The sequence below is a fragment of the Nocardia sp. JMUB6875 genome, from assembly GCF_041154655.1.
In the GTDB taxonomy this organism is placed as follows: domain Bacteria; phylum Actinomycetota; class Actinomycetes; order Mycobacteriales; family Mycobacteriaceae; genus Nocardia.
This window is the reverse complement of record NZ_BAAFGR010000029.1, coordinates 1-12,550: the sequence shown is the minus strand read 5'-3', so window position 1 is coordinate 12,550 and position 12,550 is coordinate 1. Positions and strand designations below refer to the sequence as shown.

Annotated in this window: 9 protein-coding genes; 8 read left to right on the top strand and 1 reads right to left on the bottom strand. The window is 67.4% G+C overall.

Going from position 1 to position 12,550, the window contains the following annotated elements; all coding sequences use genetic code 11:
• Positions 1-179 precede the first annotated feature (179 nt).
• The 7 genes from aceE to dctA all read left to right on the top strand — a co-directional run bounded on the left by aceE (position 180) and on the right by dctA (position 10,206).
• Positions 180-3,047: a pyruvate dehydrogenase (acetyl-transferring), homodimeric type gene (gene aceE / locus ACAM49_RS10125; RefSeq protein WP_369635249.1), complete on the top strand. Its 2,868-nt coding sequence runs from the start codon at positions 180-182 to the stop codon at positions 3,045-3,047.
• Between the two features lie 15 nt (positions 3,048-3,062).
• Positions 3,063-4,394, top strand: coding sequence for a PucR family transcriptional regulator (locus ACAM49_RS10120; protein WP_369635200.1), 1,332 nt, complete (start codon positions 3,063-3,065; stop codon positions 4,392-4,394).
• 128 nt (positions 4,395-4,522) lie between these two features.
• Entirely contained in the window at positions 4,523-5,437 is a 915-nt protein-coding gene (locus tag ACAM49_RS10115) for an ACP S-malonyltransferase (RefSeq protein WP_369635199.1), read from the top strand.
• A 95-nt stretch (positions 5,438-5,532) separates the two neighbouring features.
• The gene (gene acpM / locus ACAM49_RS10110) at positions 5,533-5,835 is read left to right on the top strand and encodes a meromycolate extension acyl carrier protein AcpM (RefSeq protein WP_120743304.1); all 303 of its coding nucleotides are present in this window, start codon (positions 5,533-5,535) and stop codon (positions 5,833-5,835) included.
• A gap of 10 nt (positions 5,836-5,845) precedes the next feature.
• Positions 5,846-7,096: a KasA/KasB family beta-ketoacyl-ACP synthase gene (locus ACAM49_RS10105; RefSeq protein ID WP_369635198.1), complete on the top strand. Its 1,251-nt coding sequence runs from the start codon at positions 5,846-5,848 to the stop codon at positions 7,094-7,096.
• A gap of 140 nt (positions 7,097-7,236) precedes the next feature.
• Positions 7,237-8,667: an acyl-CoA carboxylase subunit beta gene (locus tag ACAM49_RS10100; RefSeq protein WP_369635197.1), complete on the top strand. Its 1,431-nt coding sequence runs from the start codon at positions 7,237-7,239 to the stop codon at positions 8,665-8,667.
• 147 nt (positions 8,668-8,814) lie between these two features.
• Positions 8,815-10,206 carry a C4-dicarboxylate transporter DctA gene (dctA, locus tag ACAM49_RS10095; protein WP_369635196.1) on the top strand — a complete coding sequence of 464 codons (1,392 nt, stop codon included), beginning with the start codon at positions 8,815-8,817 and terminating at the stop codon, positions 10,204-10,206.
• A gap of 3 nt (positions 10,207-10,209) precedes the next feature.
• Here the strand turns inward: dctA and ACAM49_RS10090 are convergent, their stop codons facing one another.
• On the bottom strand, positions 10,210-11,601 hold the full coding sequence (locus tag ACAM49_RS10090; protein WP_369635195.1) for an FAD-binding oxidoreductase: 1,392 nt from the start codon (positions 11,599-11,601) through the stop codon (positions 10,210-10,212).
• A gap of 250 nt (positions 11,602-11,851) precedes the next feature.
• Between ACAM49_RS10090 and ACAM49_RS10085 the strand changes: the two genes are divergently transcribed.
• Positions 11,852-12,550, top strand: a 699-nt coding sequence (locus ACAM49_RS10085; RefSeq protein ID WP_369635194.1) for a serine/threonine-protein kinase, incomplete at its 3' end; no start/stop codon positions are given.

Here is a 12,550-nt window from a genome sequence, read left to right as displayed (position 1 = left end):
CAACCGTACTGGATTTCCGGCTGACATGATGACCTGGGCCGCATCATCGGCAAGGATGTGAGATGCGCCCCAGACCAATCGTTACGGGTATGCCGCCGACCGGCGGATATCCGGGGTATTGACGCCACACCAGATGTCCCACCCCATGTGTACGAGGAGCAAACGTCTTGACCGACTTGATGCACCCGGCTTCGTCGAATTCCGCCAACGGAGCGGCACGCAAATCCCCGGCGGGAGGCCGGGTTCGAGTGATTCGCGAGGGGGTGGCGTCATACCTGCCGGACATCGATCCGGAGGAAACCAGCGAATGGCTCGATTCCTTCGACGAGATGCTCACCCGCGAAGGCCCCGGCCGCGCCCGCTATCTCATGCTGCGCCTACTCGAGCGCGCCGGTGAACGCCACGTCGCGATCCCCGCGCTGACCTCGACCGACTACGTCAACACCATCCCCACCGAGAACGAGCCCTGGTTCCCCGGCGACGAGGAGGTGGAGCGCCGCTTCCGCGCCTACATCCGCTGGAACGCCGCGATCATGGTGCACCGCGCCCAGCGCCCGGGAATCGGTGTGGGCGGCCACATCTCGACCTACGCGTCCTCGGCGGCGCTCTACGAGGTGGGCTTCAACCACTTCTTCCGCGGCAAGGACCACATCGGCGGCGGCGATCAGATCTTCATCCAGGGCCACGCCTCGCCGGGCATCTACGCCCGCGCCTTCCTCGAGGGCCGCCTCACCACCGATCAGATGGACGGCTTCCGCCAGGAGTACAGCCACGGCGGCCCGGGCCACGGCCTCTCGTCCTACCCGCACCCGCGCCTGATGCCGGACTTCTGGGAATTCCCCACGGTGTCCATGGGTCTGGGCCCGATGAACGCCATCTACCAGGCCCGCTTCAACCACTACCTGCACGACCGCGGCATCAAGGACACCTCGGACCAGCACGTGTGGGCGTTCCTCGGCGACGGCGAGATGGACGAGCCGGAATCGCGCGGCCTGATCCAGGTGGCCGCCAACGAGGGCCTGGACAATCTGACCTTCGTCATCAACTGCAACCTGCAGCGCCTCGACGGCCCGGTCCGCGGCAACGGCAAGATCATCCAGGAGCTGGAGTCCTTCTTCCGCGGCGCCGGCTGGAACGTCATCAAGGTGGTGTGGGGCCGCGAGTGGGACGCCCTGCTGCAGGCCGATCGCGACGGCGCGCTGGTGAACCTGATGAACACCACCCCCGACGGCGACTACCAGACCTACAAGGCCAATGACGGCGCGTACGTGCGCGAGCACTTCTTCGGAAGGGACCCGCGCACCAAGGAACTCGTCAAGGGCCTGTCCGATTCGCAGGTCTGGAACCTCAAGCGCGGCGGCCACGACTACCGCAAGATCTACGCCGCCTACGCCGCGGCCATGGCGCACAAGGGCCAGCCGACGGTCATCCTCGCCAAGACCATCAAGGGCTACGGCCTGGGCAAGCACTTCGAAGCCCGCAACGCCACGCACCAGATGAAGAAGATGACCCTCGACGATCTGAAGGCGTTCCGCGACCTGCAGCGCATTCCGATCACCGACGCCGAGCTCGAGGCGAACCCGTACCTGCCGCCGTACTACCACCCCGGCCCGGACGCGCCCGAGATCCAGTACATGATGAACCGCCGTCAGCAGCTGGGCGGTTTCCTGCCCGAGCGCCGCACGATGGCAAAGCCGCTGCAACTCCCCGGCGACGAGGCCTACCGCAGCGTCCGCAAGGGTTCGGGCAAGCAGCACGTGGCCACCACCATGGCGTTCGTGCGCCTGATGAAGGAGCTGTTGCGCGACAAGGAGATCGGCAAGCGCATCGTGCCGATCATCCCGGACGAGGCCCGCACCTTCGGCATGGACTCGTGGTTCCCGTCGTTGAAGATCTACAACCGCAACGGCCAGTTGTACACGTCGGTCGACGCGGATTTGATGCTTGCCTACAAAGAGTCGAGCGTCGGCCAGATCCTGCACGAGGGCATCAACGAGGCCGGTTCCACCTCGAGCTTCACCGCGGTGGGCACCTCCTACGCCACCCACGGCGAGCCGATGATCCCGCTCTACATCTTCTATTCGATGTTCGGTTTCCAGCGCACGGGCGACGGCCTGTGGGCGGCGGCCGACCAGATGGCCCGCGGCTTCGTGCTCGGCGCAACCGCCGGGCGAACCACACTGACCGGTGAGGGCCTGCAGCACAACGACGGTCACTCGCTGCTGCTGGCGTCCACCAACCCGGCGTGTGTCCCCTACGATCCGGCCTTCTCCTTCGAGATCGCCCACATCGTGCGCGACGGCATGCGCCGCATGTACGGCGGCGGCCTGGCGCAGGGTTATCAGGAGGCGCTGCCGGGCACCGATCCCGAATCGCATTCGGTGCACCACGAATTCGGCGGCGAGGACATCTTCTACTACATCACCCTCTACAACGAGCCATATGTCCAGCCGGCCGAGCCGGAGAACCTGGACATCCAGGGTCTGCTCAAGGGCATCTATCTCTACCAGCCGGGCGCCGCGGGCGAGCTGCGCGCGAACATCCTGGTCTCGGGCGTCACCATGCCCGACGGCCTGCGCGCCCAGGAGATGCTGGCGAGTGAGTGGAACGTCCAGGCCGACGTCTACTCGGTGACCTCCTGGGGTGAGCTCCGCAAGGAGGCCCTGGCCAAGGAGATCGCGAAACTGCGCCACCCCGACCAGGATCCGGGCCAGCCCTACATCACCCAGGTGCTGTCCCAGGCCCAGGGCCCGTTCGTCGCCGCCTCCGACTGGATGCGCGCGGTGCCGGACCAGATCCGCCAGTGGGTCCCGGGCGAGTACATCACCCTGGGCACGGACGGTTTCGGTTTCTCCGATACCCGTCCGGCCGCGCGCCGCGTCTTCAATGTCGATGCCGCGTCCATCGTGGTGGCGGCCCTGCAGGGTCTCGCCAACCAGGGCAAGATCGCACCCGCCACGGTCGCCGAGGCGGCCCGCCGCTACGCCATCGACGATGTGAACGCCGCGCCGAAGGCCGCACCCGGTACCGAAGGCGGCGACGCATAACCGAACATAAGTACCGTGGAACGTAAACCGCCGAGGCCGCGCCGGATCAACGAGGAGGGCACCTCCTCCCACGAGGTCTATCTCCCGACCGGCGCGCTCTCCCCGAATCGGCAGACGCGCGACCCGCTTCCGGACACCCTCCTGAAACGGGTCAAGCAGTTCTCCGGTCGCCTGTCGACCGAGGCCGTGGCCTCGATGCAGGATCGGTTGCCGTTCTTCGCCAATCTGGACGCCGCCCAGCGCGCCGGGGTCCAGATGCTGGTGCAGACGGCGGTGGTGAACTTCCTGGAATGGCTGCAGGACCCCGAATCCGATATCCGGTTCAGTCTCGATGCCTTCCAAGTGATTCCGGACGATCTGGCGCGGCGGCTCACGCTGCGCCAGACCGTCGACATGGTCCGGGTGGCCATGGAGTTCTTCGAGCAGTGGCTACCGGCCCTGGCGCGCAACGACCGTCAGCTGGTGGCCCTCACCGAGGCGGTGCTGCGCTACGGGCGCGAGCTCGGTTTCGCCGCCGCCTCGGTGTACGCCTCGGCCGCCGAATCGCGCGGCGCCTGGGACACCCGATTGGAGGCCCTGGTCGTCGACGCCGTGGTGCGCGGCGACACCGGCCCCGAGATGCTCTCGCGCGCGGCCACTCTCAATTGGGACGCCACCGCGCCCGCCACCGTGCTTGTGGGCACTCCCCCCAAGGATCAGGTGGCCGTTGTCAGTTCCGTACATAGTGTCGCGGCGCGGCACAATCGAAACGCGCTCGCCGTGGTGCAGGGTTCGCGGCTCGTCATGGTAGTCAGCGGACATCTCGGGGACCCGTTGTATCCGTCCCAGTTCCTCTCCGATCTGCTCGCCGAGGCCTTCTCCGAGGGCCCGGTGGTGATCGGCCCGACCATGCGCACGCTGTCCGCCGCGCACGTCAGTTCGGTCGAGGCCATGGCCGGTATGGAGGCCGTGGTGGGCTGGCGCGGCGCGCCGCGCCCGGTGCACGCCTCCGAACTGCTGCCCGAACGCGCCCTGCTGGGTGACCGCGCGGCGATAGACGCCCTGAACGAGCACCTCGTGCTACCGTTGGCCGCCGCCAGCGCCGATCTCTCGGACACGCTGGACGCGTACCTGGATTGCGGTGGAGCCGTCGAGACCTGCGCCCGCCAGCTGTTCGTTCATCCAAATACGGTGCGCTATCGCCTCAAGCGAATCGGCGACATCACGGGCCGGGATCCCATGAATCCGCGTGATGCCTACGTGTTACGTATCGCCGCCACAGTAGGCAGGCTGACTCGAACTCGTAACGAATCACCCACTCCTGCCACTGATGTGACTCCCGTCACAGACCCCAACGAGGGGGTGTAACGAGATTCGCGGATGGGGCGATCCGGACAACCCACTTGGTCTTTTGTGGACTCCTCACAAAAGACCAAAGCAAGCTTCATTCGCGCCGACATCTCGTGAGAGCGCGGCCACAGTGTTTTCTTAATCCCGTGATCGCATTGCTCGCCCCTGGACAGGGCTCTCAGACACCCGGCATGCTCACCCCTTGGCTCGAACTTCCCGGCGCCGCGGATCGCATCGCGCTGTGGTCGAAGGCCTCGGGGCTGGACCTGCTGCGTTTGGGTACGACTGCGACCGCGGAAGAGATCGTGGACACGGCTGTCACCCAGCCGCTCGTCGTCGCGGCCGCTCTGCTTGCCTTTGCCGAAATCCCGCAGGAATCGCTTCCCGCGGATACCATCGTCGCCGGACACTCGGTCGGCGAATTCGCCGCCGCTGCCGTCGCCGGAGTCCTCTCCGCCGATGACGCGGTGGCCCTGGCCGCCATCCGCGGAGCGGAAATGGCCAAAGCTTGCGCCCTCGAGCCGACCGGAATGTCCGCGGTGCTCGGTGGTGACGAAGCGGTGGTGCTCGCTCGTCTCGAGGAACTGGGCCTCGTTCCGGCCAACCGCAACGCGGTGGGTCAGATCGTGGCAGCGGGTAAGCTCGAGGCGCTCGAAGCCCTTGCCGCGAACCCGCCCGAAAAGGCCCGCGTCCGCGCACTGCCGGTCGCCGGCGCCTTCCACACCGCGTTCATGGCTCCGGCCCAGGACGCGGTCGCGGAGGCCATCGCCAAGATCGCTCCCAACGAGCCGACCCGGACCCTGCTGTCGAACTTCGACGGGCAGCCGGTCGGCTCCGGACAGGACGCGATCGACAAGCTCGCTGCTCAGGTCACCCGCCCCGTGCGCTGGGACCTGTGCACCGAAACAGTCCGTGCGGCAGGGGTTTCCGCGGTGGCAGAGTTGCCGCCGGCGGGCACCCTGGTCGGCATCGCCAAGCGGGAGCTCAAGGGCACCCCGAACCTGGCGCTGAAGACCCCCGCGGACCTCCCCGCGCTCGCCGAGCTGACTTCAGCAAGCTAGCTTGGCTCGCGGCCCGCTCTCATCAACGGCGATGGAGCGTTCGGGTCGCAAACAACGAAATCCCCACCCCTCACAGAAGATAAGGAGCCACCACAGTGGCCGCTCTGACCCAGGAACAGATCGTCGAAGAGCTCGGTAAGATCATCGAAGAGGTGACCGGCATCGAGCCGTCCGAGGTCACCATCGAGAAGTCCTTCGTCGACGACCTGGACATCGACTCCCTGTCGATGGTCGAGATCGCCGTCCAGACCGAGGACAAGTACGGCGTCAAGATCCCGGACGAGGACCTGGCGAGCCTGAAGACCGTCGGCGACGCGGTGGCGTACATCCAGAAGCTCGAGGCGGAGAACGCTGACGCGGCCGCCGAGCTGAAGGCCAAGTTCGGCGAAGAGGCCTAGGACCGAAACCGTGACCACTCCTTCCACCTTGAACGGGAACTTTCCCAACGTCGTCGTAACGAGCATGGCGGCGACCACGTCGATCGCCGGTGACGTCGATGCGACGTGGAAGGGCCTCCTCAATGGCGAGAGCGGCATCGACACTCTCGAGGACGACTTCATTGCGGAGTACGACCTTCCGGTTCGAATCGGCGGCCACCTGAAGGTGTCGCCGGACACGCTGCTCGATCGCGTCGAGATCCGTCGCATGGCGTATGTCGAGCGCCTCGCCATCACGCTCGGTCGTGAGGTGTGGAAGAACGCCGGCTCGCCCGAGGTCGATCCGTTGCGGCTCGGTGTCGCCATCGGCACCGGTCTCGGCGGCGGCGACGCGCTGATCGATTCGGTCGACAAGCTGAAGAACGGTGGCTATCGCAAGATTTCGCCGCTGGCTGTTCAGATGGTCATGCCGAACGGTCCGTCCGCTGTGGTCGGTCTCGAACTCAAGGCCCGGGCAGGAGTGATCACTCCGGTCTCGGCGTGCTCGTCGGGTTCGGAGGCCATCGCCAACGCGTGGCGGATGATCGTGATGGGTGATGCCGACATGGTGGTCACCGGCGGTGTCGAGGGCTTCATCGACTCGGTGCCGATCGCCGCGTTCTCCATGATGCGGGCCATGTCGACCCGCAACGACAACCCGAAGGCGGCCTCGCGCCCCTTCGACAAGGACCGCGACGGCTTCGTCTTCGGCGAGGCGGGCGCGCTCATGGTGGTCGAGACCGAGGAGAGCGCCAAGGCGCGCGGCGCCACCATCCACGCCCGGCTCATGGGCGCGGGTATCACCTCCGACGGGTTCCACCTGGTGGCGCCCGATCCGGAGGGCAGCGGTGCGGCTCGCGCCATGCAGCGCGCGATCCAGACCGCGGGGCTGTCGGCCTCCGACATCACCCACATCAACGCGCACGCGACCGCCACCCCCGTCGGTGACACCGCGGAGTGCAACGCGATTCACAAGGCAGGCGTGCAGCATGCCTCGGTGTACGCGCCCAAGTCGGCCCTGGGCCACTCGATCGGCGCCGTCGGCGCCCTCGAGTCGGTGCTCACGGTGCTCAGCATCCGGGACGGCATCGTTCCCCCGACGCTGAACCTCGAGAACCAGGATCCGGCGATCGATCTGGATGTCGTGCACGGCGCGGCGCGCCAGCAGGACATCCAGTACGCGATCAACAACTCCTTCGGTTTCGGTGGGCACAATGTCGCGCTCGCCTTCGGCCGGTACTGACGCGCAAATTTCCAGAAGAACCGCGCACTTCTAGAACCGGTCAGTAGACAAGCGATCCCGGTAGGGGATCCGAACAGCTCTTCGGCTCTTCGGATCCCCTACCGGGGCAACGACATTTCCTTACATGAGGAGAGTTCGCGATGACCATCATGGCTCCCGCACACGCTGACACCACGACCGATCCCCGTGACCCGCTGGGCCGGTTGCAACGTTTCTTCGATCCGGGAACCGTGCTGCCGCTGCACCCGCGCGACAAGTCCGGCGTGCTGGCCGCCATCGGTGAGGTCGACGGTGTCCGCACCGTCGCGTACTGCTCCGATGCGACCGTGATGGGCGGCGCCATGGGCGTCGAGGGCTGCAAGCACATCGTCGATGCGATCGATACCGCCATCGACTCCAAGATTCCCGTTGTCGGCCTCTGGCATTCGGGCGGCGCCCGGCTCGCCGAGGGCGTCGAGGCCCTGCACGCCGTCGGACTGGTCTTCGAGGCCATGGTCCGCGCGTCCGGCCAGGTCCCCCAGATTTCCGTGGTGCTCGGCTTCGCCGCCGGTGGCGCCGCGTACGGTCCCGCGCTGACCGATATCGTGATCATGGCTCCGGAAGGCCGGGTCTTCGTGACCGGGCCCGACATCGTGAAGACCGTGACCGGCGAGAGCGTCGACATGGAGACCCTGGGTGGCCCGGTCACCCACGGCAAGAAGTCCGGCGTGTGCCACATCGTCGCCGATGACGAGTCCGACGCCATGCACCGCGCACGCCGCCTGGTCTCGATGTTCGCCGAGCAGGGCGAATTCGACCTGGCCGCCGCCGCGCACGGCGATGTGGACCTCAAGGCCATGATGCCGGAGTCGGCCAAGCGCGCCTACGACGTCAAGCCGATCATCAACGAGCTGCTCGACAATGTCGACGGCGAAAGCACTTTCGAGGAACTGCAGGGCGGCTACGCGCGCTCCATGGTGGTCGGCCTGGGCCGCCTCGCCGGTCGCACCGTCGGCGTGCTGGCCAACAACCCGATCCGTCTGGGCGGCTGCCTCAACTCCGAGAGCGCCGAGAAGGCTTCGCGTTTCGTGCGCCTGTGCAACGCCTTCGGCATCCCGCTGATCGTCGTCACCGACGTGCCCGGCTACCTGCCCGGCGTCTCGCAGGAGTTCGAGGGCGTGGTGCGCCGCGGCGCGAAGCTGCTGCACGCCTTCGCCGAGGCCCGCGTCCCGCGCGTCACCCTGGTGACCCGCAAGATCTACGGCGGCGCCTACATCGCCATGAACGCCCGCGCCCTGGGCGCGACGGCCGTGTACGCCTGGCCCGGTTCGGAAGTCGCCGTCATGGGCGCCAAGGCCGCGGTCGGCATCCTGCACAAGAAGGCCCTCGCCGCCGCGCCGGAGGAGGAGCGCGAGGCCCTGCTCGAGCGGCTGACCGAGGAGCACGAGCGGATCGCGGGCGGCGTCGAGCGTGCCATGGCCATCGGTGTGGTCGACCAGGTCATCGATCCGGCCAAGACCCGCTCCGCCATCGCGGCGGCGCTGGCGGCGGCTCCGGCCCGGCCGCAGCACAACAAGAACATTCCGCTGTAATTTCATACGTGGCAACGCGATAGCGGGCGGTCTCCTCGGAGACCGCCCGCTTCGCTTTTCCGATGGCCGCCGTGTACAAAACTTACGAAATGTCGGGGATACGGGCTGGTCACCCCGGGGATACGGTCTGTGCCTAGCGTGCGGGCCATGTCTGAGACGTTCGAGGCCGCAGCGGCATCAGAGGTCGGGGTGCCGGGGCCGCCCCGGACCGCCTGGTATCGCTCGATGTTCGTGCAATTGCTGGTCGCCGTGGTGGCCGGGATCGTGGTGGGGCGGCTGTGGCCGTGGCTGGGGACGGATCTGAAACCGTTGGGGGACGGGTTTATCAAGCTGATCAAGATGGTGATCGCGCCGATCGTGTTCTGCACCGTGGTGTTGGGGATCGCGCATGTGGGGAATCTGAAGTCGGTGGGGCGGATCGGGGTCAAGGCGCTGATCTACTTCGAGGTGGTGACCACCTTCGCGCTGCTGTTCGGGCTGGCGGTCGGGAATCTGGTCAAGCCGGGCGCGGGATTCAGCATCGACGCCAAGACGCTGGCGACCGGGGCCGATCAGATCGCGAAGACGACGAAGAACGGCGAGCTCCCGCACACCGTCGACTTTCTGATGAATATCATTCCGACCTCGTTCATTTCGGCGTTCGCCGAGAACAAGCTGCTGCAGGTGCTGTTCGTCTCGGTGCTGTTCGGGCTGGCGCTGGCCAAGTTCGGGGAGAACGGGCCGCCGGTGGTGCTGGAGGCCATCGATCATGTCAGCCGGATCCTGTTCATCGTCATCGGCTGGATCATGCGGCTCTCACCGCTGGGCGCGTTCGGGGCGATGGCGTTCATCATCGGGCAGTACGGGCTGAAAACCCTTGGCACGTACGGGAAGTTGATCGCCTGCTGTTACGGAGCGGCGGTGTTGTTCATTCTGGTGCTGGCCGCCATCACCCGGCTGTATGTGGGCGCGAATCTGTGGAAGTTCCTGCGCTACATCAAGAATGAGTTGTTCGTGGCGCTGGGCACCGCCTCCACCGAAGTGGTGCTGCCGCGAATCATGACCAAGCTGGTGGACGCGGGCTGCTCGCGTGCGACCACGGGTCTGGTTGTACCGACCGGGTATTCGTTCAATCTCGACGGCGCGACGCTGTATCTGGCGATCTGCGTGCTGTTCCTGTCCAAGGCGCTCGGTGTGGATCTCAGCGTGGGCGAGCAGATCACCGCGCTGCTCACTCTGATGCTGACCTCCAAGGGCATGGCCGGGGTGCCCGGTTCCTCCTTCCTGGCGTTGTCGGCGACCATCAGCGCCATCGGGCACGGGTCGATTCCCGTTGCGGCCGTGGCGATTCTGCTCGGCGCGGATCGGCTCATGGACTCCATGCGGGTGACGGTGAACCTGCTCGGCAACTGCGTCGCCACGTTGGTGGTCGCCAAGTGGGAGGGGCAGTTGGATTCCGACCGGCTCGCCCGCGTACTCGACGGGAAGCCGGTCGAACCGATGGCCGACCCGGATCCGATGGCCGACCCGGATCCGGTGACCGATCCGGTGCGGGTGTGAGCGTCAGGCCGGAGGGATGTTGGCGTTGTGGTGGAAGACGTTGTCCGGATCCCACGCCGACTTGAGGGCGGTCAGGCGGGAGTACTTGTCGCCGTAGGACTCCCGCAGCCGGTCCGGGTCCTCCTCGGCGAGGAAGTTGACGTAGGTCGCCGAGGAATTGGAGTACGGGCGCAGGGCGTCCCAGAGGTCGCGGACCCACTGGCGTTCGGCGGCGAAACCGGCCGGGTCCGGGGTCATCGCGCTGATGTTGACGACCCAGCAGGGATTGCGGGTGCCGCTGAAAGCTGTTTCGCCGTCCGCGATTTCGCTGTATCCACCGCGCAGCGGGAAGATCGGGACGATGGTCAGCGGGGAGCTGCGCAGCGGGAAGCGATCGATGATGGTGGTCAGCACCGCGTTGGACAGGTCGTCGACGTAGAGGGACTTCTCGTAGGCGGGCAGGCCGTGCGGTGCCGCGGCGTCGAACATCTGCTGCAGCGCGGTGTACGGGATCGGGGTGACCAGGTCCCAGGCCGGAGCGGGGGCGGCGTCGCGCAGCGGCTTCACCACCGACTCGAGTTCGGCGGGCGAATCGAAACCTACGATGGCGACGGCGAATCCAGGTTGCCCCCGGTACTGCTCGGGGACGAACGGCTCCGGCGGGCCGCAGACGGCGAAGGCCGCCGCGCAGTAGCCGGCGGGCAGGTCCTCGATCAGGGCGCGGCCCGCGGCGAGACCCGCGGCGGCGGTGTCGGGGGTCCACCACAGCATGGTGAGCTGGGCCAAGGGCGAGAGGTCGTGCAGGGCGAAGGTGAAGGTGGTGACGATGCCGAAATTGCCTCCGCCGCCGCGCAATCCCCAATACAGGTCCGGATTCTCGCCGGGTGAGGCGGTGACGATGCGGCCGTCGGCGGTGACCACCTCGGCGGCGGCCAGATTGTCGCAGCTGAGGCCGTGGCGCATGGTGAGCCAGCCCATGCCGCCGCCGAGGGTCAGGCCGCCGATGCCGGTGTGGCTGATGAAGCCGCCGGTGACGGCGAGGGCGTGCGCGGTGGTCGCGGCATCGACCTGGGCCCAGGTCGCGCCGCCGCCGCAGCGGGCCAGCTTGGCGTCCGGGTCGACGGTGACCGAGTCGAGGGCGCGCAAGTCGATCATCATGGCGTCGTCGGCGACCGCGTGGCCCGCGTAGTTGTGGCCGCCGCCGCGCACGGTCAGATCCAGGCCGAAGCGGCGGGCGGCCAGCACGGCGGCGGCGACACCGGCCGCGCTGGTCGGGCGGACGATGACCCGGGGGCGGCGATCGAAACAGCCGTTCCAAATCTTGCGCGCCGCATCGTATTCGGGGTCGTCAGGGGTGATCACCACCCCGTCGACGGTCGCGCGCAGCCCCTCGATATCGATTTCCGCAGTGGTCATGTCCCGCTCCTTCGGTGTGACAGCCTCGATGGCGAACTCAGGTTGCGATGTCGAGCGGCCCCGGCACATCGGTCGTTCTCCCTATCGACAAGCCCCCGGTGTCGTGCCGCTCTCCATGCGTTACGCGCAACGCGGGGGGCGGGGTTCACCGCCGGCACGAATCCGGCGGCAGGCGACAATTCGCGGGGTGGTGGGCGGAGCCCGGGCGTATGGTGGCCTGGCTGGCATTTGGGGCATCGGCGGAGGCGGCATGCGGCTCGTTCCGGGGGCGGAGTTCGCGGGGTTCACCATCGAGCGGGTGCTCGGCCAGGGCGGCATGGGCGTGGTGTATCTGGCCCGCAATCCCCGGCTGAACCGACTGGTTGCCCTGAAAGTGCTGGGGGACTTGATCGCCACCGACCCGCGCGGCCGCGCCAAGTTCGAGCGCGAGGCGGCGCTGGCGGCCCGGCTCGAGCATCCGAACATCGTCGCCATCTACGACCGCGCGGGTTCGGAGGCCGAAACCCCGTGGATCTCCATGAAATACGTGCCCGGCGGCGACGTCGCGCAACGGATCGGCGAACGCGGCGGCCCGCTGTCCCCCGACGAGGCCGTCCGCATCCTCACCGACGCGGCACACGGCCTCGACCACGCCCACCGCCACGGCATCCTGCACCGCGATGTGAAGCCCGGCAATATCCTGCTCGACCGCACCGACTCCGGCCGAGACCGCGCCGTCCTCACCGACTTCGGCATCGCCCGCGCCCTCGACGACACCCTCACCATGACCGGCGCCGCCGCCACTTTCGCCTACGCCGCGCCCGAACGCTTCCACGGCACCCCCGCCGACCACCGCGCCGACATCTACTCCCTCGGCTGCACCTTCTACGAACTCCTCACCGCCACCCAGCCTTTCCCCCGCACCGACCAGGCCGCCATCATCGCCGCCCACCTCCACACACCCCCACCC

What these genes read in the sequence shown, in the direction of transcription:
- aceE (WP_369635249.1), top strand. Translation starts at nt 180, where the DNA reads ATGCACCCGGCTTCGTCGAATTCCGCCAACGGAGCGGCACGCAAATCC.
- ACAM49_RS10100 (WP_369635197.1), top strand. Translation starts at nt 7,237, where the DNA reads ATGACCATCATGGCTCCCGCACACGCTGACACCACGACCGATCCCCGT.
- dctA (WP_369635196.1), top strand. Translation starts at nt 8,815, where the DNA reads ATGTCTGAGACGTTCGAGGCCGCAGCGGCATCAGAGGTCGGGGTGCCG.
- ACAM49_RS10090 (WP_369635195.1), bottom strand. Translation starts at nt 11,601, where the DNA reads ATGACCACTGCGGAAATCGATATCGAGGGGCTGCGCGCGACCGTCGAC.